The organism is Thiosocius teredinicola, from assembly GCF_002009425.1.
Taxonomy (GTDB): domain Bacteria; phylum Pseudomonadota; class Gammaproteobacteria; order Chromatiales; family Chromatiaceae; genus Thiosocius; species Thiosocius teredinicola.
The window spans coordinates 1,624,523-1,647,703 of sequence record NZ_CP019936.1; the positions used below are offsets into that span (position 1 = coordinate 1,624,523).

Consider the following 23,181-nt stretch of genomic DNA (forward strand, 5'->3'; position numbering starts at 1 on the left):
TAGCAGGTGCTAGGGCTTGCCGAGCTGCGCCTGCACCAATCCGGCGATGCTCCGCAGCGCACGTTCTGTTTTCGCGTCGAAGCGGCAGGCGCAAGACAGGCGCAGAAAGTTGCGGTACTTCTTCGTCGCCGAGAATATCTGGCCGGGTGCGATGCTGATGCCGCTGGCGAGCAGGTCTCGTGAGATTGCGAACGTATCGATCGGCCCCGGCAGCTCCACCCAGATCACGAATCCACCCTGTGGCTGGGTGATGCGCGTGCCCGAGGGAAAGTAGTGATCGACCGCAGTGATCATACGTGACACCGCCGCGGCGAAACGGGGGCGCACGGCGCGCAGATGCCGGTCGTACTGGCCACTGTCGAGCAACTGGGCGACCGCCAACTGGGCGACGGTCGGTGCGGCCAGGTTGGTGACGTACTTCAGGTATTCGACCTGTTCCTGGTAACGCCCGGGGCACAGCCAACCGATCCGCAAACCGGGCGACATGGTTTTCGAATAAGAAGAACAGCTCAATACCCAGCCACCCTTGTCGAAGGCCTTGCACGGTTTGGGTCGGCGTTGGGAAAAGCCGAGGTCGCCATAGATGTCGTCTTCGACCAACGGCACGCGGCGCCTGCTGAGTAGCTCAACCAACCGCTGCTTGTCGTCGTCGCTCATGCAGTAACCCAAGGGGTTGCTGAAGTTCGGAACGACAATACAGGCGGCAATCGGCCATTGCTCGAGTGCCATCTGCAAGGCGTCGAGCGAGATGCCCTGCTGCGGATGGGTCGGTATCTCGATCGCCTTCAAACCGAGCGAATCGATAACCTGCAACAGGCCATAGAAGGTCGGTGATTCGATCGCGACGACGTCGCCGGGCTTGGTGGTTGCCCGCAGCGCCAGCATCAGCGATTCCTGGCAGCCGTTGCTGATCACCACCTCGTCGGCCGTAACCGTGCAACCGTAGCTGGCCATGCGATGTGCGATGGCCTGTCGCAGTTCGGCGCGGCCCGGCGGAAAGCTGTAGCCGATCGCGCGCTGCCGGTAATGTTTGGCTGCATTGCACAATGCTCGCTCGATGGCGCGGGTCGGCAGAAATTCAACGTCCGGCACAGCGGCCCCGAGCTGAACCGTGCGATGGTCGTTGGTCGCCTGTACCAGCTGCAGCGTGAGCTGCTGACCGCTGACGGCAACCGGGCGCGAGCGGGGCCGGGAGGCGGCGGGTGCGCTGATGCCAGGAAAGTCGAGGGCACGGACAAAGTATCCGGAGCGCGATCGCGCCTCGATCAACCCTTGGTCTTCGAGCTTGCGGTATGCCGCAACCGCCGTCGACACACTCACGCCCTGTTGCGCGGCAAACGGACGTACACCGCTCAGGCGCTGACCGGCCGGCAAGATTCCCTGTCGGATCTGCTCAGCAAGTTCGGCGGCAAGTGTTTCGTAGCGATATGACATCGGGTGCGCAGCGATACAGTGGGTCCGATTCGGGATCAGTACAGTTGCAAGACAATGCAATCTGTACTGCTACAAAACGCTGAATCTGAATCTGTATTCATAGCGAAGCGTCGCTTATTGTCAAGCTTCGACGACAGCCAGGAGAACACGCATGCCGGTAGATATCTTTACCGTCGACGCCTTTTCGGCCGCGCCGTTCGCGGGCAACCCGGCGGCGGTGTGCCTGTTGCAGAAGACACGGCCGGATCGATGGCTGCAAGCGGTAGCTGCGGAAATGAACCTATCCGAGACGGCGTTTCTGCTGCCCGGCGATGGGGCATGGCAGCTGCGTTGGTTCACCCCGCGCACGGAGGTCGATCTCTGCGGCCACGCCACGCTGGCATCCGCCCATGTGCTGTGGAATGAACTGGGTCATGCGAATGATCGCTTGCTGTTCGACACCTTGAGCGGCCGTCTCGCGGCAACACGTGTGGCGGACCGGATCGAACTCGACTTTCCACTGGTGTCCATCGAACCGACGACGACCCCGGAGGCGCTTGGTGAGGCGTTGAACGCCAAGGTGCGCGAAACGCATCGCGCAGGCAGCGATCTGCTGGTATTGCTGGCGTCCGCCGATGCCGTCCGCAGCCTGATGCCTGATTTCCGACGACTTGCCGCGATCGATGTGCGCGGCATCATCGCGACCTCGACCGGCGACGATGGTCGCTACGACTTCATCTCCCGCTTCTTCGCCCCGCGTGTCGGCATCGATGAAGACCCAGTCACCGGGTCGGCGCATTGCGCACTTGCTGCATTCTGGGGAGAGCGGCTGCAGCGCGGGCAGATGCTTGGTTATCAGGCGTCGGGGCGCGGCGGTGTGGTCGAGGTTGAGCTTGCGGGTGAGCGCGTTCGCTTGCGCGGACAGGCGGTTACCACGTTGAAAGGAGTACTGTATGCCGACTGATGATATCTGTTGGATCGACGGCGCCGTCGTGCCGGCGAGCGAGGCGCGGGTTTCGGTTCTGGATCACGGGCTGTTGTATGGCGACGGCGTATTCGAGGGCATTCGTTTCTATCGTGGTCGACCGTTCCGGTTGACGCAGCATCTGGATCGCCTGGACCGTTCGGCGCGCGCCATTGCGCTCGATGTGCCGCTGGACAGGCAGGCATTGGTGCAGGCAATCGAGCACACCGTTGCGTGTTTCGACAAACCGGATGGATACCTGCGCCTGGTGGTCACACGTGGCGTGGGATCGATGGGGATCGATCCACTCGCTTGCGACAATCCGCAGCTGTTCATCATCGCCGGCCATCTGCGCGTCGTCAGTGCCGGAACGCGCGATCAGGGCATTCGGGTGATCATTGCGTCGACCCGGCGCCTGCCGGCAGACGGTCTGGATGCCCGCATCAAGAGCCTGAACTATCTCAATCACATCCTGGCACGCATCGAGGCCAACCATGCAGGCGCCGATGAGGCGGTATTGCTGAACGCACACGGCAGGGTGGCCGAGGCGTCGGTGGAGAACCTGTGCATCGTACGCGACGGCGAACTGCTGACGCCGCCGGGAATCGAAGGTGCGCTCGAAGGTATCACCCGACAGTGTGTCTGCGAAGCGGCGTCAGACATCGGCATAGCGGTTCGCGAGGCGCCACTCGCACCTTACGACCTGTACAACGCCGACGAATGCTTTCTGACCGGCACCGGGGCTGAGTTGATTGCGGTGCGCGAAGTCGACGGGCGACACTTGCCGGCCTGCCCGGGACCGGTCTTCAACCGGGTGCAGGCGGCATTCCGTGCGCTGGTCAACCGCGAGTGTGCCGCTTGACCAGCGGTCGCCTCATAGCGAGCGGTGAACCTGCCGACAAGCGATCAATGAAGCCGATCGACCGGTGCCGTCATTTCGTTATTGATACTTCAGTCGATCGGTAAGATCCGCCAAGCTTGTTTTCACGTCGCTAAGCGATCCGTCGTCCAGCACGCCGACGATGACGCCCTTGCCGGCGACCGGAATCACGCTGTCGATCTGAAATCGTCCGCTGGTGCCGCGAATGAAGCATTCTTCGTCGAAGAACAGGCGGTCACCCTGGTCGCCAATCGCGTCTGATTCGATCGTGTCGAATCCGATCAGCGCCTTGACGTCGTCGATATCCGAGACCTCTGTCTGCGTGATGGTCTGGTGTTCAGGGTCTATCAGCAGTGCCTTCACAATGTTTTCTCCTGGGTGTCGGTGACTGGGGTTTGAGCGTTTCCGCGCCAGTAAATCAATTGTTCGCTCAGTTTGGTAATAGATAGTTTTCAACGCCCCAATAGTCGTTCACTATCGAATGAGTGAATGGTCCGGAGCAACGATGGCTCTCGACGTAACAGTTCGTGTCGAACCCCCGTGGCAAACAGACGTTGCCGCATTGATCGATGAACTCGATGCCTATCAACGGACGCTCTATCCGCCGGAGAGTCTGCATGCGCTCGACTGTGCTGCACTGAGCGCCGACGATGTGGTGTTCGCCGTGGCCCGCGACGCATTGAACACCGCCGTCGGCTGTGCGGCGTTGCGCGTCGGCGATGGGTATGCCGAAATCAAGCGAATGTTCGTACGTGCCGGCGTGCGTCGCGGCGGCATCGGTACAGCGCTGCTTGGCTTTCTCGAAGCCGAGGCCGCCGAGCGCGGCTTCGATCGCATGCTGCTGGAGACAGGTGTCCACCAGCCGCAGGCGATTGCGTTGTACTCGTCGCACGGGTATGTGTGTTGCGGTCGGTTTGCCGACTACCCGGACGATCCATTGAGTGTGTTCATGCAAAAGCATCTGAACGGTTGAGTTAATGGCTTTTGCCGTGTGGAATCTGTGTGGGGTAAGGGACGTGGTGGTGCTAGAGGGACGTGATGGTTTGCCGGCATTTAGTTAACAGCGGCTTCGGCCGGACGCAGATGGGCAAGTGGATTGTCAGCGGGCTGTCGATCTGTAGCCTGGTCTTGCTGACGGCATGTTCAACGGTGCCGCGCTCGCAGGACCGCTTTGTCGACGAACCCGGACAGGCCACGCGCCGCATCCATGTCGTCAGTCATGGTTGGCATACCGGAATCGTCGTGCCGAGCGATGTGGCAACCACCTATCTGCCGGATCTCGAGAAACGTTTCGGCTCGGTGCCGTTCCTCGAGTTCGGTTGGGGCGACAAAGGTTTCTACCAAGCCGAAACAATCTCCGCCGGTCTGGCCCTGCAGGCTATGTTCTGGCCGACCGACGCGGTCATGCATGTGGTCGCAGTGCCCGAGCGGGCCGACCGTTACTTTCCGCATAGCGAAGTGGTCTCGCTGTGCGTCAGTGATGCGGCGTTGGCGTCGATGATGCAATTCGTAGCGCGCAGTTTCGTCCGCAACGCCGACAATCTTGCGCCGTCGCAGAATGGCCTGTACGGCGACAGCCAGTTTTATGCGGCTGTCGGTGACTACTTCATGTTCAACACGTGCAATACGTGGACGGCAACGGGTCTGTACGAAGCCGGCGTGGAGATTTCGCCCCACCTGTTGACTGCCAGCGCAGTCATGCGAGCTGTTGCGGATGCAGCCGAAGGAACGGCCGAGGTCGAGGACTCTGCCGGACAAGCAGCGGTATTTGCAGCTTGCCGTTGAGGGGCGACGTGGCAGTCGAGGTTACTGCGGCTGGTCGAGTATTGCGCGAATCGATTCGGCGATACACGCGAGCTGATCGGGATCGGTGATCGGCTGGTTTTCGCGATCGGTAACGGCGAAAGTGTCTTGAGCCTCGGCGCCTGCTGTCGAGACGCGTGCGTTGTGCAGCCTGAGTTTGTTCTTGGCAAAGGCCTGGCCAACCAATGACAACAATCCTGGTCGGTCGCTGGTCACGAGGTTTATCCAGGTGACCACCCGACTATCGTCCTGTTCGAAGCTGACCTGCGAGGGCATCTGGAAGGTCTTCAATTGGCGCGGTATGCGAGGTCTGCTCAGTGGTGGTTCGCCGCTGTTGAGGCTCTGCTGCACGAAGTTGCGAATGTCATCGAGGCGCTCTTGCCCGGTGATCTGGTCGCCGTCTTCCTCGAGCACCAGGTAGGTGTTCAGCGACAGGCCGGATTCGGTGGTCTGGATACGTGCGCTGAGCACGTTGAGGCCGGCTTGGTCGAGCAGGGCGGTACTCTGGGCGAACAGGTCATCGCGGTCCGGGCCATAGATGCAGATATCGGTGCAGCGGTGAACGGGGTCCTCGCGCAGCTCGACGTGCATCTCGCCGAAGGTTTTACCCGGTGGCCACAGCAGTTCGGTATGCCAGACGATGGCGTCGACGTTGTTCTGCAGGAAGTAATCGGTGCTCAGCGACATCCACAGCAGGTTGAGCTGATCGCTGTCGAAGCCTTTGCCGACCAGACGGCTGCGTGCATCGTTCTGGCGCTGCGCGATCACATCGTCTTGTTGCTGCGGCTGGTCGAGGCCACGTTCGAGCGCCTCGCGTGTGCGTGTATGCAGATGATCCAACAGGGCTGCCTTCCACGAGTTCCACCGCCCCGGGTTGGTGCCGCGCATGTCGGCGACGGTCAACAGGTAGAGGTAGTCGAGCCGGGTGCGGGTGCGGACCTTTTCGGCAAACTCCAGCACGACATCCGGGTCGTCGATGTCCTCTTGCTGTGCAGTGTGCGACATCACCAGGTGCATCTCGACGAGCCAGGCGACCAGGTCGGCGTCCCACTCTGACAGCATGTGCTGATAGCAGAATTCGCGTGCATCTTCGGCGCCGAGTTTCGAGTGATCGCCGCCGCGTCCCTTGGCGATGTCGTGAAACAGGCCGGCGAGGTAAAGCAGCTCGGGTTTCGGCAGCAATTTGAACACATCGTTGCAGCGCGGGCATTCGTCGGCGTGACGGTCGAGCGAGAACCGTCGCATGTTGCGAATCACCATCAGGATGTGTTCGTCGACCGTGTAGACATGGAACAGGTCGAACTGCATCAGGCCTGTCACCGCGTGAAACGCCGGCAGGTAGCGAGCGAGGATGCCGTAGCGGTGCATGCGTCGCGTCGCGTGGGTCAGGCCGTTGTGTTCGCGGAAGATCTCGATAAACAAGGAACGCGCACGCAGGTCTTTGCGGAACCGGTCGTCGATCAGGTGGCGGTGGGCGCGTATCAGTCGAATCGTACTGGCGCGCACGCCCTGCAACTGGGGGTTCTGCTGCAGGATCAGGAACAGCTCGAGCATGGCGAGCGGGTAGCGCGCGAACGTGCCGCTGTTGACCACCTCGAGATAGCCGTTGCGGGCCTGGAAGCGGCGGTTGATCGGCACCGGGTCACCCAGCTGGTTGTTCAGCAGAATGGCTTCTTCGAATAGCTGCAACAGCATCTCGTTGAGGCGCTGCATCTCCACGATCCGCCGGTAATAGTCCTGCATGAACTGTTCGACGGCGAGGTTGGCGTTTTCATCGGTGTAGCCGAACTGCTTGGCCAGCGCGCGCTGGTGTTCAAACAGCAGGCGGTCTTCATGCCGGCCGGTCAGCAGGTGCAGGCCGTAGCGCACGCGCCACAGGTGTTCTTCGCCGCGCTTGAGCTTGCGGAATTCGTGATCGGTCAGAAAGCCGTGTTCGACCAGCGCCTCCATGGTGCTGACACCGAAGTGGCGCTTGGCGACCCAGCCGATCGTCTGGATGTCGCGTAGCCCGCCGGGCCCTTCCTTCAGATTCGGTTCGAGGTTATGCGCGCTGTCGTCGAACTTGGCATAGCGTTCACGTTGCTCGGCCGCCTTGGCGGTGAAGAAATCACGGCTCGACCAGATGCGGTCGGGGCCGGTCAGCTCGAGCAGGCGATGGAACAGCTTGGCGCTGCCGGCGATCAAGCGGCATTCCAGCAGATTGGTGATTACCGTGATGTCCGAGGCCGCTTCATGCACGCATTGTTCGAGGCTGCGCACGCTGTGACCGACTTCAAGGCCGATATCCCATAGAAACATCACCAGCGGCTCGAGGTACTCGGCGAGTGCCGTGGGCTCGGCCGCGGTCAGCACCAGCAGGTCGATGTCGGAAGCCGGGTGGAGCTCGCCGCGCCCATAGCCGCCGACCGCAGCGAGGCAGGCATCGACATCGTCGGGGACGAACTGCGACCAGGCCTTGCCGACGATGACATCGGTGAACTGCGCCGCTGTGTGCACCAGGATGCTGGCCCGTGTGCCGGCGCGGAAGCGGTCGGCGAGCTCTTCGCGCCCGCTGCGCAGGGTCTGCTTGAACACGGGCAGGGGGTCTTCGCCGGCGGACAGGCGCCGGTCCATCGTGGCGAGCAATTCGTCGGTCATGGATTCAGCCGGCGGCAGCCTGGCGTTCTTCCTCGCGCAGCGTCAACACGTCGTAACCCGTGGGGGTGACCAGGATCGTGTGCTCCCATTGCGCCGACAGCTTGCGGTCTTTGGTTACCACGGTCCAGCCGTCGGGCAGCAACTTCACATTGCGTTTGCCGGCATTGACCATCGGCTCGATGGTAAAGGTCATGCCGGCCTGCAATTCGAGCCCGGTACCGGCGGAGCCATAGTGCAGCACCTGCGGGTCTTCGTGAAAACCACGGCCGATGCCGTGACCACAGTATTCCTGTACCACCGAATAACCGTTGCCCTCGACGAACTGTTGGATCGCGTGCCCGATATCGCCCAGGTGGGTACCGGGTTTGACCAGTTCGATGCCTTTCCACATCGCTTTCTGGGTAAGGTCGACCAGCCGCTGCGCCAGGATCGACGGTTTGCCGACCAGGAACATCTTGCTGGTATCGCCGTGGAAGCCGTCTTTGATCACGGTGATGTCGATGTTCACGATATCGCCGTCTTTCAGAACCTTGTTCCCAGGGATGCCGTGGCACACCTGGTGGTTGACCGAGGTGCAGATCGATTTCGGGAAACCGCGGTAGTTCAGCGGGGCAGGGATGGCCTGTTGCTCGCCGACGATATAGTCGTGACAAATTTTGTCGAGTTCATCAGTACTTACGCCCGGTTGGACGTGTTCTTCGATCATCTGGAGGACTTCCGCGGCCAGCCGCCCCGCCACACGCATTTTTTCGATTTCGTCGGGCGTTTTGATAATGACTGCCATCGAGGCCCCTTGAGAGGAAATTTGCACTAAGAAAACAGGATGTTGGCCTCATTTCTCGATTGAGGCCGAAGGATAGGTATGGTATAAAACGCGCCGCTTGGCGGCAATGGCCGCTTGGCACCCCGTTTACGGGGTTAATTAAACGACACACACGTACCGCAACTCGGCGCCTGGGTGCCCCGCGAAAGCAGGGTCGGTCGTCAGGGTACGTGGAGGCTCAACCCAAACAATACCTGGAGTAATCCATGAGCAACGTTTCTATGCGCCAGATGCTCGAAGCTGGCGTGCACTTTGGTCACCAGACCCGTTACTGGAACCCGAAGATGCGTCCGTTCATCTTTGGTCACCGCAACAAGATTCACATCGTGAATCTGGAAAAGACGCTTCCGCTGTACAACGATGCGATGAACTTCATCGGCAAGCTCGCCTCGAACGGCGGCAAGGTCATGTTCGTCGGCACCAAGCGTTCTGCGCGCGACGTCGTCCGCGAAGAGGCCGAGCGTTGCAGCATGCCCTACGTCAACCATCGCTGGTTGGGCGGCATGCTGACCAACTTCAAGACCATCAAACAATCGATCAAGCGCCTCAAAGAGCTCGAAGACATGGCGGCCGATGGCTCCATGGCAGCTCGTTTCCATAAGAAAGAAGCGCTGACCCTGACGCGAGAGAAAGAGAAACTCGACCGTAGCCTGGGTGGTATCAAAGAGATGAACGGTCTGCCCGACGCGCTGTTCGTGGTTGATACCGGCCATGAGAAAATCGCTATTGCCGAAGCCAAGAAGCTCGGTATTCCGGTGATCGGTGTGGTGGATACCAACAACGATCCGGAAGATATCGATTACGTCATCCCGGGCAACGATGATGCGATCCGTGCCGTACAACTGTACGTGCAGGGTGCGTCCGCAGCGATCCTTGAAGGTCGTGCGGCGGCCGCTACCGCGGCTGCAGCCGGTCGCAGCGAAACGGCGGACACGGCAGCAGGCTAACGGTCAGCGCCGTCACGTCATGACGATGTGCCCCTGACCGGTTCGCCGGCCGGGGGTCGTTTGTTATCAGCGAAATTCCAGAATTGAGGTAAAGAGCATGGCGATCACTGCTTCTCTCGTTAAAGAACTGCGCGAGCGCACCGGCGCTGGCATGATGGAGTGCAAAAAGGCACTCACCGAGACCAACGGCGACATCGAAGCCGCCATCGAAAACATGCGTAAGTCCGGCCAGGCGAAAGCGGCCAAGAAAGCCGGGCGTACCGCGGCCGACGGTGTGATCGTTATCGCCACCAGCGGCGACGGCAAAGCATCGGTCATGGTCGAGGTCAACTGCGAAACCGACTTCGTCGCCAAAGACGACAACTTCAAGTCGTTCGCCGATGCGGTCGCAGATCGCGCGTTGAACAGCGATGTCGCCGATGTCGATGCCTTGATGGCTCTGCCGTTGCACGAAGGCGAAGACACCACGATCGAAGAAGCCCGCCAGGGTCTGGTATCGAAGATCGGTGAGAACATGGCGGTACGCCGTTTCACCCGTACGGCTGCGCAGGGCGACCTGTCTAGCTACAGCCACGGCGTGCGCATCGGTGTCGTCGTCGACATCACCGGCGGTGACGAAGAGCTGGGTCGCGATATCGCGATGCACATCGCGGCTAGCAACCCGGTGTGCGTGAGCGAAGACGAAGTTCCGGCCGAGAAGCTTGCCAAGGAACGTGAGATCACCGAGGCACAGGCCAAAGACAGCGGCAAGCCGGACAATATCATCGAGAAGATGGTTGAGGGCCGCATGCGCAAGTTCGTCAATGAGATCACGCTGCTCGGCCAGCCTTTCGTGAAGGACCCGGATACCACCGTGGGTAAGCTGGCGAAGGCGAAAGGTGCAACCATCAACGGCTTCAAGCGCTTCGAAGTCGGTGAAGGCATCGAGAAAAAGGTCGAAGACTTCCGTGAGGAAGTCATGGCCCAGGCCGCGGCAGCCCGCGGCGAGTAAGCTCGGTACAAACGGCCCGCCATCAAGCGGGCCGTTTGCTTCATCAGCGCGGTAAACTGACTGCTCAATCAACCAACAAGCGGGTTCTCATGCCTGACGACACAGTTCCCCGACGAATCCTCCTCAAATTGAGCGGCGAAGCCCTGATGGGCGACGGCGACTTCGGCATCGATCCCAGCATCCTCGGACGCGTGGCCGGCGAGGTGGCGGAACTCGTCGAGATGGGGATCCAGGTCGCGCTGGTGATCGGCGGCGGCAATATCTTTCGCGGTGCAGGCCTCGCCGGTGGCGGTTTCGATCGCGTTACCGGCGATCACATCGGCATGCTCGCCACGGTCATGAACTCGCTGGCGATGCAGGATGCCTTGCGCAAACGGGGCATCGATGCGCGTACCATGTCGGCCTTCCGCATAGATCAGGTCTGCGAATATTACAGCCGCGACGAGGCGGTGCGTCATCTGCAGGCCGGGCGCGTGGTTATCCTTTCTGCCGGTACCGGCAACCCCTATTTCACGACCGATTCGGCTGCCAGTCTGCGCGCCATCGAGATCGGTGCAGACGTCATGATCAAGGCGACCAAGGTGGATGGGGTGTACTCGGCCGACCCGAAGAAGGACCCGGGTGCGGAGTTTTACCCGCGCCTGAGTTACGATCGGGTGCTGCGCGAAGGTTTGGCGGTGATGGATGCCACGGCGGTGGTACTCTGCAAGGAGCAGAACATGCCCCTGCGCGTAATGAACATCAATGTAGAAGGCGCTTTGCAGCGCGTCGTTCGCGGGGAGTCCGTAGGCACCCTCGTTTCGACTGGAGAGGAGTCATGATCGACGACATTAAAAAAGATGCGGCCGGGCGGATGGGCAAGAGTGTCGATGCGCTGGGCGAAAACCTGGCCAAGGTGCGTACCGGTCGGGCGCATCCGAGCCTTTTGGACCATCTCGTTGTCTCGTACTACGGTTCCGACGTGCCGCTCAAGCAGGTGGCCAACGTGGGTGTCGAGGATGCACGTACGATCACCGTGCAGCCGTATGAGCAGCAGATGGTGAGTGCGGTTGAAAAAGCGATCATGGAGTCCGATCTGGGTCTCAATCCCAACAGTGCCGGCACCCTGATTCGCGTGCCAATGCCGCCGTTGACCGAAGAGCGTCGGCGTGACATGACCAAGATCGTGCGTCACGAAGCGGAGCAGGCGCGCGTCGCCGTGCGCAACATCCGTCGCGATGCCAACAACGATTTGAAAGCGCTGGTCAAGGACAAGCTGATTTCCGAAGACGACGAACGTCGTGGTCAGGAGATCATCCAGAAACTGACCGATCAGCACGTCAAGGAAATCGACGAACTGCTGGAGAAGAAAGAAAAAGACCTGATGTCGGTGTAACGCCGCACAGCAGACATGACCGGCGATACTGAGACAATGGGGAGTCCCGCCGTCTCCGGCGCGGTGCCGGAGCACGTGGCGATCATCATGGACGGCAACGGTCGCTGGGCCGAAGCACGTGGTCAGGCGCGCCACGCCGGACACCGTGCGGGTGTGCAGAGCGTGCGCAGCACGATCGAAGAGTGCATTCAGCACGGTGTGAAGGTGCTGACCTTGTTCGCCTTCAGCAGCGAGAACTGGCGGCGGCCCAAAACCGAAGTCAACATGCTGATGGAGTTGTTCCTCAGCGCGCTGCAGCGTGAAGTGAAGCGCATGCAGAGCAATGACATCCGGCTCCGCGTCATCGGCGATATCTCTGCCTTTCCCGAAAAACTGCAAAAACGCATTCGCGAGTCCGAAGACAAGACCCGCGACAACAAGCGGCTCGTTCTGCAGATTGCGGCAAATTACGGCGGACGTTGGGACATTACCGAGACTGCTCGCAAACTTGCTGCCGCCGTGCAAAGTGGCGAGTTGACGCCTGACGACATCAACGAAGAGCTGTTTGCCCGGTCTACTGCCTTGGGCGATCAACCCGATCCCGATCTGTTCATCCGCACCGGTGGCGAACTGCGCATCAGCAATTTTCTGCTGTGGCACTGCGCCTATACCGAACTGTATTTCACGCCGGTATTGTGGCCCGATTTCGATGCCGCCGAGTTCCGCAAGGCGGTTGCCGAGTTCGGATCGCGCCAGCGTCGCTTCGGCAAGACCGGGGCGCAACTGGAAAGCGCACGCTGATGCTCTGGCAGCGCGTGCTCACCGCTGCCGTACTCGTTCCGCTGGTGGTGGCGGGCGTGCTGTATCTCGATACCCGCATTCTGGCGGTGATCCTCGGCGCTATCGTGTTGCTGGGTGCGCGCGAGATGGGGCGCCTGGCGAAGCTGAACGGCCCGCTGCCGCTGGTTGCCTACATGGCCGTGGTTGGTGGCGCACTGTGGTTGGCCTGGCGGTTCGTCACACCCGATCAACTGTTGGTCGTGCAGGGCGTGTTGAGCATCTGGTGGATACTGGCAACGGTGCTGCTGGTCGCGCGGCGCAAGCCGCTCGAAGCGGCAGACCGGCCGCGCTTTGCGATCCTGGTGATGGGTGCCCTGGTGCTGGTTGCCGCATGGCTGTCGATCGTGAGCCTGCACGCGTCCGATCCCTATGGTCCGCGGTTGGTGCTGTTCCTGATGATCTTGATCTGGGTCGCCGATTCGGGTGCCTATTTTGCCGGTCGCGCATTCGGCAAGACCAAGCTGTCGCCGATCGTCAGCCCCGGCAAGACCTGGGCGGGCGCCATCGGCGCTGCAGTCGGGGCAGTGGTCAGTGCGTCGATTCTCGTGTTTACCGATGTGACCGGTTCCCAGCCGCTGTTGGGATTGATCTTGCTCTGCGTTTTGGTGACCGCGGTCTCGATTGGCGGTGATCTATGGGAGAGCCGCCTCAAACGCGAAGCGGGCGTCAAAGATAGCGGCAACCTGTTGCCCGGACACGGCGGGGTGCTCGATCGCATCGACAGCCTGCTGGCGGCCGCACCGGTGTTCGCCCTGGGCATCGCCGTGCTGGGCGGGATTGCATGAGAGGGATTGCGATCCTCGGCTCGACCGGCTCGATCGGGCAGAGCACCCTGGATGTCGTGTCGCGTCACCCGGATCGCTACCGGGTTGTGGCGCTGAGCGCCAACCGCGATGTGCAGGGGATGCTGGAACAATGCCGTCGCTACCGGCCTGAGCTGGTCGCGATGGCGGATGAGCAGGCAGCTGCCACATTGCGCGAGCTGCTGTCGGCAGAGGGCCTGCGGATCGAGGTGCTTGCCGGCCCGGCCGGATTGGAGGCGGTTGCCTGCCACCCGGAGGCCAGCGACGTCATGGCGGCGATCGTCGGTTCGGCGGGTGTGCTGCCGACCCTCGCGGCGGTTCGTCTCGGACGGCGAGTGCTGTTGGCGAACAAGGAAGCCCTGGTCATGTCCGGTGCATTGTTCATGGCCGAGGTACAGGCTCACGGCGCGACCGTGCTGCCGATCGACAGTGAGCACAATGCGGTATTCCAGTGCCTGCCACCGAACTTTTCTGATGGGCTGGAGCGGGTCGGCGTCGAGCGGATCCTGCTGACGGCGTCGGGCGGCCCCTTCCGTGAGCGCCGGCTTGATGAGCTGCGCGCGGTTACCCCGGAACAGGCCTGTGCGCATCCGAACTGGGACATGGGGCGCAAGATCTCTGTCGATTCGGCGACGATGATGAACAAGGGCCTGGAGGTGATCGAGGCGCGCTGGCTGTTCGATGCCAGGCCGGACCAGATCCAGGTGGTGGTGCATCCACAGAGCGTGATTCACTCGATGGTGCAATACAGCGACGGTTCTGTGCTGGCTCAGCTCGGCAATCCCGATATGCGCACGCCGATCGCCCACGCGCTGGCCTGGCCGCAGCGGCACAGCTCGGGCGTCGGCTCGCTTGACCTGTTCGATGTTGCGCGGCTCGACTTCGAACCGCCGGATCTAACCCGGTTCCCGTGCCTGCGGCTGGCCTTCGAGGCGGTCACGGCCGGGGGGACCGCACCGGCGGTGTTGAATGCCGCCAACGAAGTCGCTGTCGCCTTGTTTCTGGACAAGCGCCTGGGCTTCACCGAGATCGCTGACGTGGTCGAGCGGACTTTGGGCGAATTCCCGCATGGCGAGGCCGTTGATATGGAGGCGCTGTTGGCGGTAGACAGGCAGGCTCGTACGATGGCGGAACAACAGGCAGCATTCACGGTCTGATAGGCGAATGGACGATATTCTCTTTAAAATTCTGGCATTTATCGTGGCCGTCGGCGTATTGGTGGCGATCCACGAATTTGGCCATTTCTGGGTCGCGCGCAAGCTCGGCGTCAAGGTGCTGAGATTTTCGATCGGCTTCGGCCGTCCTCTGTGGCGCCGCCAGACCTCACCGGATGCGCCGGAATACGTGATCGCCGCCATTCCCCTGGGCGGTTACGTCAAGATGCTCGACGAGAACGAAGGCCCGGTGGCGCCGGAAGAGGCGAAGCGGGCGTTCAACCGGCAGTCTTTGTGGGTGCGCTCGGCGGTCGTGGTGGCCGGGCCGCTGTTCAATTTTCTGTTCGCGATCGTCGCCTTCTGGGGGGTGATGGCGCTCGGCGATACCGGGCTGCGCCCGTGGATCGGCGCGGTCGAACCCAACAGCCCGGCGCAACGGGCCGGTCTGCAGGTTGGTGACGAGATTGTCTCGGTAAACGGCGAAGTCACCCCGATCTGGAGTTCGGCGATTGAGAAAATCGCGACCGAATCCGTCGGCGCGCCGGAACTCAAGATCAGAGTGCGTGACGCTGCGGGCAATGAACAGGTGCGCGTGATGCCCTCCAGCGACGTCGGTGATCTGTCGCAAACCAAGAATTTGATGGCGCACCTGGGTCTCGATCGCGAGCCCTATCCGGTTCCGGCGGTGTTTGGCGAGATCATCGAAGGTGAAGTCGCCGATCAGGCCGGTGTGCGCACCGGTGATCGCATTGTGACGGTTGACGGCAAGCCGATCGAGTACTGGGGGACATGGGTCGATTACGTCCAGCAGCGTCCCGGCCAGGCGATCGATCTGGTTGTGGATCGTGATGGTGCGAGTGTCTCTTTTGAGCTGACGCCTGCACCGTTTGCGCAGAAAGACGGGGCTGTGGTCGGGCGGATCGGTGCACGCAACGAGCGCTACCAGATGACCGAGGCCGAGGAGGCGCATTTCCACGCCGAGTATCGCTTGGGGATCGGCGAAGCCTTTCCGGCAGCCGTTGCGGAAACCGGCCGATATTCCTTGCTGACGCTGAAGGTGATGTGGCGGATCGTGACGGGGCAGGCCTCGATTCACAACCTCAGTGGGCCGATCACGATTGCCGATGCCGCCGGCAAGACCGCCAGTATCGGCTTTGTCTACTTCCTGAAGTTCCTGGCGATCGTGAGTATCAGCCTGGGCGTGTTGAACCTGTTGCCGGTGCCGGTGCTGGACGGCGGTCATCTGCTGTATTTCGCCATCGAAGGCATCAAGGGCAGTCCGCTGTCGGAATCTGCGATGCTGCAGGGCCAGAAAATCGGGCTGCTGCTGTTGCTCGGGCTGATGTCGCTGGCTTTCTATGTCGACATCCTTCGCATAATGGATTGAGGGCCGTTACCGAGCCTACTTTTGCCCGGGCCGATACCGTATAATCCCCGGCTTTACGTGGCCGGCACTTTCTTACGTGCGGGTGCAATAAAAACAGGAAACCGGTAAACAAGAGAGAGCATATGCGGGCAAGATTCTGGGTTATTCTGTTACTGCTCGGATGTGCCACCCACGCCATCGCTGACGGTTTCCGTATCAACGACATCCGCGTCGAAGGATTGCAGCGCATCACCGCCGGCACGGTGTTCAATTATCTGCCGGTCAAGCCGGGCGATGTCATCGATATCGACCACACCTCGGACATCATCCGGGCGCTGTACAAAACCGGCTTTTTCAAGGATGTGCGCCTCGAAAAGCACGGTGACGTGCTCGTGGTTATCGTGACCGAGCGACCGGCCATCTCCGAAATCAACTTTTCCGGCAACAAATCGATCGACACCGATGCGCTCAAGGAAGGCCTGAAAGACATCGGCCTCGCCGAGGGTCGAACCTTCGAACGTTCGGTACTCGACCGCATCGAACAGGAACTGCAGCGGCAGTACTACAACCAGGGCAAGTACGCGGTCAAACTGACGTCGACGGTGACGCCGCTGGAACGTAACCGGGTCGCGATCGATATCGATGTGGTCGAAGGCGAAACGGCCTTGATCAAGAAGATCAACATCGTCGGCAACACGGCGTTCGACGAGGAAGACCTGCTTGACGAGTTTGAACTGTCGACCGGTGGTTGGTTGTCGCGCCTGACCAAAGACAACCAATACTCGCGGCCGAAGCTCGCCGGCGACCTCGAAACGCTGCGTTCCTATTACCTTGACCGTGGCTACGTGAACTTCAAGATCGACTCGACGCAGGTCACGATCACGCCCGACAAGCAGGATATCTACATCACGATCAACATCGCTGAAGGGGATGTGTTCACCATCAGCGACATTCGCCTGGCCGGCGATCTGGTCGGCGAGCCCGAGGAATACTTCCCGCTGATCCACCTGAAGCGCGGTCAGCCGTTTGCGCGCAAAGACATTGTCGAGAGTAGTGACCGCATATCGGCACAGCTGTCCGATCTCGGGCATGCGTTCGCCAACGTCAACAGCATTCCCGAGATCGATGAAGAGAACAAAACCGTCGCCGTGACCTTCTTCGTCGATCCCGGCAAGCGCGCCTATGTGCGTCGCCTGAACATCCGCGGCAACCAGCGTACCCGCGACGAGGTGGTGCGCCGTGAGTTCCGTCAGATGGAGGCGGCATGGTTCTCGGGCGAGAAGCTCAAGCTGTCGCGCGAGCGCGTGCAGCGTACCGGTTACTTCGACAATGTGTCCGTCGAGACACCGACCGTCGCGGGTTCTGCCGACGAAGTCGATATCAATGTCAGTGTCGACGAAAAGCCGTCAGGCTCGTTGCTGGCCGGCGTCGGTTTCTCGCAGTCTGATGGCCTGGTGGTCAATGCCGCGATCAACCAGGACAACTTTGCCGGCACCGGCAAAAAAGTGTCGTTGGCGTTCAAGACCAGTGATGCAAACCAGCACTACCAGATCTCCTATCTGAATCCCTACTACACGATCGACGGCATCAGCCGCGGCTTTGACATCAGCTACCGCACCACCGATTTCGACGATCTGGATACCGCGGACTACAAAACCGACGACGGCGTTCTCGGTATGACGTTCGGCATCCCGTTGAGCGAATTCAACCGCTTCAACTTCGGTGCGTCGATCCACCATATCGATTTCGAACTGGGTGAGAACCCGTCCAACGAGATCGAGGCGTTCGAAGATCGCGAGGGCAATACCTTCCTCAACTTCGAGGTCAACCTGAGTTGGCGCCACGACTCGCGCGATACGGCCCTGTTCCCGAACGAGGGTTCCTTGCAGTCGTTGTATGCCGAGGCCTCCGTGCCGGGTAGTGACCTGACGTATTACAAAATTTCGTACGAGCACCGACGTTATTGGCCGCTCGGCGGTGATGTCGTCGTGTCGTTGGCCGGCGAGATCGGTTATGGCGACGGTTATGGCGATACCGAGAAACTGCCGTTCTTCGAAAACTTCTTCGGCGGCGGTCCGGGCAGTGTGCGTGGCTATGCCTCGCGCTCGATCGGCCCGCGTGATTCCGAAGAGGACCCGCTGGGCGGCAACGCCATGTACGCCGGTAGCCTCGAATTGTTGTTCCCGCCGCCGTTCGTGAAGAAGAGCGATACCTTGCGTCTGGCGGCGTTCGTTGACTTCGGTAGCGTGGTGGACACCGACGATGATTTCTTCGATCCCGATGAGTTCCGCTATTCGACGGGCCTGGGATTGTCTTGGTTGTCGCCGATCGGTGCGTTGACCATCAGCTACGCGTTCCCATTGAAAACAGACAGCCAGGACGAGAAAGAATCGTTTCAATTCTCGTTTGGTTCGACCTTCTGATTGGCTGGAGGTGTGATGATGATCAGGCGCTGGTTTGCATTGCTCGGCTTGGCGGTATGCCTGTTGCCGGCGTACGTCAATGCGGCAGAGGTTACGGTTGCCGTCGTCAATGTGATTCGTCTGCAGACCGAAGCACCACAGGTCGCCGAGGTTCGTCAGAAGATCAAATCCGAGTTCTCTGCGCGCGAACAGAAGATCGCAGAACAGGATAGCCAGATCACCCAACTCGAAGAGAAGCTCGAGCGAGATCGCGAGTTGATGACCGACCCGGAAGCGAAAAGCCTGCAGCGCGATATCCGTTCGCGCAAGCTTCGCTTGGGCAACGCGAAAGAAGAACTCGAGAGTGATCGCCGCTTGCGCATGAGTGCCGAAATGGATCGGCTGCGCCGCGTGTTGTCCGAGGTGATTGCGGAAGTCGCCAAGGCCGAGAACCTCGATATCGTGCTGGAAAGCGGCGTGACCTGGGCATCCGAGCGCGCCAACATCACCGACAAGGTCCTCGCCAGAATGCGCGAACTTGCTGTGGCAAGCGATTGATACGGAGGTTGCGTGGAGTTCACTTTACAGGCCTTGAGTGAACTCACCGGAGCGGAACTGCGTGGCGATCCGCACCGGTTGATAAACCATGTGGCGACGCTGCAGGATGCCGAAGAGGGCGCGATCTCGTTTCTCGCCAACAAGCGTTATCGAACCTATCTCGATACCACCAGGGCATCGGCCGTGATTCTCGCAGCAGAAGATGCCGAGCGTTGCAACGTCGATTGCCTGGTCGCCGACAATCCCTACCTTGCGCACGCCAGAGTCGTCACCGCGCTGTACCCGCCAGAGGCTGTCTCGCCTGGTGCTGCCGTGGGCGCCTTTGTACACGATACGGCAACGGTGGCAGACAGCGCACATATCGGGGTCAACAGCTATGTCGGCGCCAATGTCGTTATTGAAGACGACGTGGTGATCGGGCCGGGGTGCGTGCTGCTGGACCGTTCGGTGGTAGGTGCCGGCTCCCGCCTGGTGGCAATGGTCACCCTCGGCAGCGATACGCAGCTTGGCAAGCGCTGCCTGATTCATCCCGGCGCAGTGATCGGCGGCGACGGGTTTGGCCTGGCCAACGATGATGGGGCATGGGTGAAAGTGCCGCAGATCGGTCGGGCGGTACTCGGCGACGATGTCGAGGTAGGCTCATGCTCGTCGATAGATCGCGGTGCGATCGGGGATACCGTGCTTCAAAACGGTGTGAAGATCGATAGCCAGGTGCACGTCGCGCACAATGTTTACCTGGGTGAACATACCGCGATGGCCGGACGTTCGGCGATTGCCGGTTCATCGCATATCGGCGCCTACTGTACGATCGCCGGTGGTGCCGGCGTGACCGGTCATGTCGAATTGGTTGATCATGTGCACGTGTCCGGCGTTACTTCGGTCACGCGTTCGATCAAAAAGCCCGGCGTCTATACGGGCACCATTCCTGCCATGGAGCATGCGGTCTGGCTGAAGAATTTCGCCCGCTTGCGCCAACTGGATGATATGGTTCGACGGATAAAATCACTCGAACAGGAAGTTGCGGCGCTGCGTGAGCAAAAAGAGCAACAAGGGTGAGACCGGCTGCCTGCCGGTACGACAAATAGCAAAGATAAAGAGTTTCCGGAGGTTGCGTTAGACGCCATGGATATTCAGCAAATTCAAAGCCTGCTGCCGCATCGTTACCCGTTTCTGCTGGTTGATCGGGTACTCGAGAGCGAGCCGGGCAAACGTCTGGTGGCGATGAAGAACGTAACGATCAACGAGCCGTTTTTCCAGGGACACTTTCCCAGCAAACCGGTGATGCCGGGCGTGCTGCTGATCGAGGCCATGGCGCAAGCAACTGGCCTGTTGGCAATGGAAAGCGCCGATGTGCCGAAAGAAGCTATCTATTACCTGGTCGGCGTAGACAAGGCGCGCTTCAAGCGCCCGGTGGTGCCTGGCGACCAACTCATCTTCGAAGTCGAAGTGCTCAAGCACAAGCGCGAGATATGGGTGTTTTCTGCCGAGGCCAAAGTCGACGGCAGTGTCGTAGCTTCTGCCGAGATCATGTGCACCGCGCGGAACCTGTGAGTGTGATCGATTCGCGTGCGGTAATTGATCCGTCAGCGCAGATCGATGAGGGGGTCAGCATCGGTCCCTTCGCAGTGATCGGCGCCGGTGTGAAGATCGGCAAGGGTACCGAGATTCGTTCGCACGTCGTCATCAACGGTCCATGCACTATCGGTTGCGACAACCTGATCTATCAGTTTGCGTCGATCGGCGAAGACCCGCAGGACAAGAAATACGAGCGGCACGAACAGACGTTTCTCGAGATCGGCGATCGCAACAAGATCCGTGAGTTCGTCACCATCCACCGCGGCACCACGCAAGACGAATCGTTGACCACGATCGGCAGTGACAACCTGCTGATGGCCTATGCCCACATCGCGCACGATTGCCGTATCGGTGACAACACCATCATGGCCAATGCCGCTTCTCTGGGCGGGCATGTACATATCGATGATTGGGCGATCCTTGGTGGATTCAGCATCATTCACCAGTTCTGCCACGTCGGGAAACATTGTTTCACTGCGATGGGCAGTGTGATCAGCAAAGACGTACCGCCGTATGTCATGGTGGGTGGCCATCCTGCCAAGCCGCACGGCATCAACAGCGAGGGCCTGCGTCGCCGCAAGTTCAGCGCCGACCAGCTTGCAACGATCAAACAGGCCTACCGCACGCTCTACCACAGCGGTCTGCCGTTGGCTGAGGCACGCACGCAGATCGTGGCTGCCGCCGATGCCAGCGAGGAACTGCGCATCATGGCGGACTTCCTCGAGGCCAGCGAACGCAGCATCGTTCGCTGAATCGGTTCAGACCCCAGCCCATGCAGCCGTTGCGCATCGGTATCATTGCCGCAGAGCCTTCAGGCGACTTGCTCGCGGCCGGCTTGATGCGCGCACTCAAGGCTGAAATGCCGCAGCTCCAGTTTGAAGGGGTGGCCGGTCCCTTGATGATGAACGAAGGGATCGACCAGTGGGAGCCGATGGACAGCCTATCGGTGATGGGGTTGTTCGAGGTCCTGCATCATCTGCCGCGGCTACTACGCCTGCGCGGCCAGATTCTCGCGCGCTGGCGCGACACGCCGCCGGCCTTGTTCATCGGTGTCGATGCGCCGGACTTCAATCTCACGGTCGAAACGCGATTGCGCGAACGCGGGATACCGACGGTGCACTATGTCAGCCCGACCGTATGGGCCTGGCGTACCAGTCGGGTAAAAACCATTCGCCGAGCGGTCGATCTGCTGCTCACGATCTTTCCGTTCGAAAATGCCTTTCTCGAAAGTCACCAGGTGTCGGCCCACTATGTCGGACACCCCTTGGCGGGCGAGATGCCGCTGCGTCCCGATCGGGCAGGTGCGCGTGAACGCCTCGGTATACCGGGTGACGCGCCGGTGCTCGCCGTGTTGCCGGGCAGTCGCAGTGGCGAAGTCGGGCGGTTGGCGCGACCGTTTCTGCAGACCGCGCAGGTACTGCAGCGCGAAATCGACGGCCTGCGCGTCGTGGTGCCGCTGGTCAACGACAGAACACGCGATTTGCTGATGGCGGAGCGGCAACGCTATACGCCGTCGCTCAATGCACAGGTCGTCGTCGGCGATGCGCGCAACGCGATGGCCGCCGGCGATGTGGTGCTGACCGCTTCGGGTACCGCGACGCTTGAAGGCCTGCTGAGCAAACGTCCGATGGTGGTCGGCTACAAGGTGCAGGCCGCCACCTATTGGTTGGCGCGTCTGTTGAAACTGGTCAAGGTGCCGCACGTCGCAATGGCCAATTTGCTGGCGGACGAGCGACTCGCGCCGGAGCTGATCCAACACGATTGCGAGCCGGAACACCTGCTGCCGCCACTGCGTCGGTTCTTCCAAGACGACGCTCTGCGCGAGCGCATCGCAGCGCGCTATACCGAGATCCACCAGTCGATGCGCTCGGATACCAATCGCGAAGCCGCGGCGGCAGTCATTGCATTGATGAAGGAGCGGGGCATTGTCTGAAGTTCTGGTGTGCGGCGTCGATGAGGTCGGCCGCGGTCCGTTGGCCGGACCGGTTGTGGCGGCGGCCGTGATCCTCGATCCAAACAGGCCGATCGCCGGCCTGGCCGACTCGAAAAAGCTCAGTGAGAAGAAGCGCGAGGCCTTGTATCCGCAGATATGTGATCAGGCGCTGGCGTGGGCCGTGGGGCGCGCCGAAGTGGCCGAGATCGACGAACTGAATATCTTGCACGCCAGTCTGCTGGCGATGCAGCGTGCGGTCGCTGCACTGGCCGTGGCACCCGGCCACGCCCTGGTCGATGGCAACAAGCTCCCCAAGCAGCTGCCGTGCAGCGCCGAGGCGATCGTGGGCGGCGATGGAAGCGAGCCCTGCATCTCGGCCGCGTCGATTATTGCCAAGGTCGTGCGCGACCGTGAGATGGTCGAATTGGACGCGCGCTATCCCGGCTACGGCCTGGCGATACACAAGGGTTATCCGACCAAGAAGCACCTCGAAGCCTTGCAGGCACTGGGCATCAGCGAGATCCATCGGCGCTCGTTCGGGCCGGTTCGCAAGCTACTGGCATAACGCACGCTCGGATCAAGCGCAGCATGGTGCTCGGTCTGGGAAAGATGTCGTAGTCATTTGATATCTAAGCAATAACTGCGCTCGATCTTTGCATCTTCCAATGCGTGACCCGGGCATGCAAACGGTGCTGGAAGCCCATGCCGCGGCACGGTATCCTGTTCGCTCTTCTGACC

General features: G+C 60.7%; 23 protein-coding genes. 19 read left to right on the forward strand and 4 right to left on the reverse strand.

Going from position 1 to position 23,181, the window contains the following annotated elements; all coding sequences use genetic code 11:
• Positions 1–9: 9 nt before the first annotated feature.
• The gene (locus B1781_RS07935; protein WP_078119151.1) at positions 10–1,434 is read right to left on the reverse strand and encodes an aminotransferase-like domain-containing protein; all 1,425 of its coding nucleotides are present in this window, start codon (positions 1,432–1,434) and stop codon (positions 10–12) included.
• A gap of 151 nt (positions 1,435–1,585) precedes the next feature.
• Between B1781_RS07935 and B1781_RS07940 the strand changes: the two genes are divergently transcribed.
• The gene (locus tag B1781_RS07940) at positions 1,586–2,377 is read left to right on the forward strand and encodes a PhzF family phenazine biosynthesis protein (RefSeq protein WP_078119152.1); all 792 of its coding nucleotides are present in this window, start codon (positions 1,586–1,588) and stop codon (positions 2,375–2,377) included.
• On the forward strand, positions 2,367–3,239 hold the full coding sequence (gene ilvE, locus B1781_RS07945; RefSeq protein WP_078119153.1) for a branched-chain-amino-acid transaminase: 873 nt from the start codon (positions 2,367–2,369) through the stop codon (positions 3,237–3,239). Before B1781_RS07940 ends, ilvE begins: the two co-directional genes overlap by 11 nt.
• Before the next feature lie 78 nt (positions 3,240–3,317).
• Here ilvE and B1781_RS07950 read toward each other — a convergent pair whose 3' ends face one another.
• Positions 3,318–3,620: a hypothetical protein gene (locus tag B1781_RS07950; RefSeq protein WP_078119154.1), complete on the reverse strand. Its 303-nt coding sequence runs from the start codon at positions 3,618–3,620 to the stop codon at positions 3,318–3,320.
• A 142-nt stretch (positions 3,621–3,762) separates the two neighbouring features.
• On the opposite strand from B1781_RS07950, the gene B1781_RS07955 reads away from it, so the two are divergent.
• Positions 3,763–4,230, forward strand: coding sequence for a GNAT family N-acetyltransferase (locus tag B1781_RS07955; protein WP_078119155.1), 468 nt, complete (start codon positions 3,763–3,765; stop codon positions 4,228–4,230).
• Positions 4,231–4,340: 110 nt separating this feature from the next.
• Entirely contained in the window at positions 4,341–5,042 is a 702-nt protein-coding gene (locus B1781_RS07960) for a TIGR02117 family protein (RefSeq protein ID WP_078119156.1), read from the forward strand.
• 21 nt (positions 5,043–5,063) lie between these two features.
• Here the strand turns inward: B1781_RS07960 and glnD are convergent, their stop codons facing one another.
• Complete coding sequence (gene glnD / locus B1781_RS07965; protein WP_078119157.1) at positions 5,064–7,697, reverse strand: [protein-PII] uridylyltransferase; 2,634 nt, start codon at positions 7,695–7,697, stop codon at positions 5,064–5,066.
• A 4-nt stretch (positions 7,698–7,701) separates the two neighbouring features.
• Positions 7,702–8,481 (reverse strand): type I methionyl aminopeptidase, encoded by a 780-nt coding sequence (gene map / locus B1781_RS07970; RefSeq protein ID WP_078119158.1) that lies wholly within the window; start codon positions 8,479–8,481, stop codon positions 7,702–7,704.
• Between the two features lie 260 nt (positions 8,482–8,741).
• Here map and rpsB point away from each other — a divergent pair, with 260 nt between their 5' ends.
• The 15 genes from rpsB to rnhB all read left to right on the forward strand — a co-directional run bounded on the left by rpsB (position 8,742) and on the right by rnhB (position 23,008).
• Positions 8,742–9,467: a 30S ribosomal protein S2 gene (rpsB, locus tag B1781_RS07975; protein ID WP_334223982.1), complete on the forward strand. Its 726-nt coding sequence runs from the start codon at positions 8,742–8,744 to the stop codon at positions 9,465–9,467.
• Between the two features lie 97 nt (positions 9,468–9,564).
• A complete protein-coding gene (gene tsf / locus B1781_RS07980) occupies positions 9,565–10,458 on the forward strand; it encodes a translation elongation factor Ts (RefSeq protein WP_078119160.1) in 894 nt (297 codons plus the stop codon).
• Positions 10,459–10,547: 89 nt separating this feature from the next.
• Complete coding sequence (gene pyrH, locus B1781_RS07985) at positions 10,548–11,279, forward strand: UMP kinase (protein WP_078119161.1); 732 nt, start codon at positions 10,548–10,550, stop codon at positions 11,277–11,279.
• Positions 11,276–11,833: a ribosome recycling factor gene (frr, locus tag B1781_RS07990; RefSeq protein WP_078119162.1), complete on the forward strand. Its 558-nt coding sequence runs from the start codon at positions 11,276–11,278 to the stop codon at positions 11,831–11,833. Before pyrH ends, frr begins: the two co-directional genes overlap by 4 nt.
• Positions 11,834–11,848: 15 nt before the next feature.
• Complete coding sequence (locus tag B1781_RS07995; protein ID WP_078119163.1) at positions 11,849–12,613, forward strand: isoprenyl transferase; 765 nt, start codon at positions 11,849–11,851, stop codon at positions 12,611–12,613.
• Positions 12,613–13,437 carry a phosphatidate cytidylyltransferase gene (locus B1781_RS08000; RefSeq protein WP_078119164.1) on the forward strand — a complete coding sequence of 275 codons (825 nt, stop codon included), beginning with the start codon at positions 12,613–12,615 and terminating at the stop codon, positions 13,435–13,437. Before B1781_RS07995 ends, B1781_RS08000 begins: the two co-directional genes overlap by 1 nt.
• Positions 13,434–14,612, forward strand: coding sequence for a 1-deoxy-D-xylulose-5-phosphate reductoisomerase (gene ispC / locus B1781_RS08005; RefSeq protein WP_078119165.1), 1,179 nt, complete (start codon positions 13,434–13,436; stop codon positions 14,610–14,612). Before B1781_RS08000 ends, ispC begins: the two co-directional genes overlap by 4 nt.
• A 7-nt stretch (positions 14,613–14,619) precedes the next feature.
• A complete protein-coding gene (gene rseP / locus B1781_RS08010; RefSeq protein ID WP_078119166.1) occupies positions 14,620–15,996 on the forward strand; it encodes an RIP metalloprotease RseP in 1,377 nt (458 codons plus the stop codon).
• 122 nt (positions 15,997–16,118) lie between these two features.
• Entirely contained in the window at positions 16,119–18,398 is a 2,280-nt protein-coding gene (gene bamA, locus B1781_RS08015; protein WP_078119167.1) for an outer membrane protein assembly factor BamA, read from the forward strand.
• Between the two features lie 15 nt (positions 18,399–18,413).
• Positions 18,414–18,935, forward strand: coding sequence for an OmpH family outer membrane protein (locus tag B1781_RS08020; RefSeq protein ID WP_078119168.1), 522 nt, complete (start codon positions 18,414–18,416; stop codon positions 18,933–18,935).
• 12 nt (positions 18,936–18,947) lie between these two features.
• Positions 18,948–19,991, forward strand: coding sequence for a UDP-3-O-(3-hydroxymyristoyl)glucosamine N-acyltransferase (gene lpxD, locus B1781_RS08025; protein ID WP_078119169.1), 1,044 nt, complete (start codon positions 18,948–18,950; stop codon positions 19,989–19,991).
• A gap of 66 nt (positions 19,992–20,057) precedes the next feature.
• Positions 20,058–20,486 (forward strand): 3-hydroxyacyl-ACP dehydratase FabZ, encoded by a 429-nt coding sequence (gene fabZ, locus B1781_RS08030; RefSeq protein ID WP_078119170.1) that lies wholly within the window; start codon positions 20,058–20,060, stop codon positions 20,484–20,486.
• 2 nt (positions 20,487–20,488) lie between these two features.
• Positions 20,489–21,262 carry an acyl-ACP--UDP-N-acetylglucosamine O-acyltransferase gene (lpxA, locus tag B1781_RS08035; protein ID WP_078121974.1) on the forward strand — a complete coding sequence of 258 codons (774 nt, stop codon included), beginning with the start codon at positions 20,489–20,491 and terminating at the stop codon, positions 21,260–21,262.
• A 20-nt stretch (positions 21,263–21,282) separates the two neighbouring features.
• On the forward strand, positions 21,283–22,443 hold the full coding sequence (gene lpxB / locus B1781_RS08040; protein WP_078119171.1) for a lipid-A-disaccharide synthase: 1,161 nt from the start codon (positions 21,283–21,285) through the stop codon (positions 22,441–22,443).
• A complete protein-coding gene (gene rnhB, locus B1781_RS08045) occupies positions 22,436–23,008 on the forward strand; it encodes a ribonuclease HII (protein WP_078119172.1) in 573 nt (190 codons plus the stop codon). The genes lpxB and rnhB overlap by 8 nt, the downstream gene beginning before the upstream one ends.
• Positions 23,009–23,181 lie beyond the last annotated feature (173 nt).

Bases quoted from the DNA above. Each gene is read 5' to 3' on its own strand.
- B1781_RS07935 (WP_078119151.1), bottom strand. From the start codon at position 1,434: ATGTCATATCGCTACGAAACACTTGCCGCCGAACTTGCTGAGCAGATC.
- B1781_RS07940 (WP_078119152.1), top strand. From the start codon at position 1,586: ATGCCGGTAGATATCTTTACCGTCGACGCCTTTTCGGCCGCGCCGTTC.
- ilvE (WP_078119153.1), top strand. From the start codon at position 2,367: ATGCCGACTGATGATATCTGTTGGATCGACGGCGCCGTCGTGCCGGCG.
- B1781_RS07955 (WP_078119155.1), top strand. From the start codon at position 3,763: ATGGCTCTCGACGTAACAGTTCGTGTCGAACCCCCGTGGCAAACAGAC.
- B1781_RS07960 (WP_078119156.1), top strand. From the start codon at position 4,341: ATGGGCAAGTGGATTGTCAGCGGGCTGTCGATCTGTAGCCTGGTCTTG.
- glnD (WP_078119157.1), bottom strand. From the start codon at position 7,697: ATGACCGACGAATTGCTCGCCACGATGGACCGGCGCCTGTCCGCCGGC.
- map (WP_078119158.1), bottom strand. From the start codon at position 8,481: ATGGCAGTCATTATCAAAACGCCCGACGAAATCGAAAAAATGCGTGTG.
- rpsB (WP_334223982.1), top strand. From the start codon at position 8,742: ATGCGCCAGATGCTCGAAGCTGGCGTGCACTTTGGTCACCAGACCCGT.
- tsf (WP_078119160.1), top strand. From the start codon at position 9,565: ATGGCGATCACTGCTTCTCTCGTTAAAGAACTGCGCGAGCGCACCGGC.
- pyrH (WP_078119161.1), top strand. From the start codon at position 10,548: ATGCCTGACGACACAGTTCCCCGACGAATCCTCCTCAAATTGAGCGGC.
- frr (WP_078119162.1), top strand. From the start codon at position 11,276: ATGATCGACGACATTAAAAAAGATGCGGCCGGGCGGATGGGCAAGAGT.
- B1781_RS07995 (WP_078119163.1), top strand. From the start codon at position 11,849: ATGACCGGCGATACTGAGACAATGGGGAGTCCCGCCGTCTCCGGCGCG.
- B1781_RS08000 (WP_078119164.1), top strand. From the start codon at position 12,613: ATGCTCTGGCAGCGCGTGCTCACCGCTGCCGTACTCGTTCCGCTGGTG.
- ispC (WP_078119165.1), top strand. From the start codon at position 13,434: ATGAGAGGGATTGCGATCCTCGGCTCGACCGGCTCGATCGGGCAGAGC.
- rseP (WP_078119166.1), top strand. From the start codon at position 14,620: ATGGACGATATTCTCTTTAAAATTCTGGCATTTATCGTGGCCGTCGGC.
- bamA (WP_078119167.1), top strand. From the start codon at position 16,119: ATGCGGGCAAGATTCTGGGTTATTCTGTTACTGCTCGGATGTGCCACC.
- B1781_RS08020 (WP_078119168.1), top strand. From the start codon at position 18,414: ATGATGATCAGGCGCTGGTTTGCATTGCTCGGCTTGGCGGTATGCCTG.
- fabZ (WP_078119170.1), top strand. From the start codon at position 20,058: ATGGATATTCAGCAAATTCAAAGCCTGCTGCCGCATCGTTACCCGTTT.
- lpxB (WP_078119171.1), top strand. From the start codon at position 21,283: ATGCAGCCGTTGCGCATCGGTATCATTGCCGCAGAGCCTTCAGGCGAC.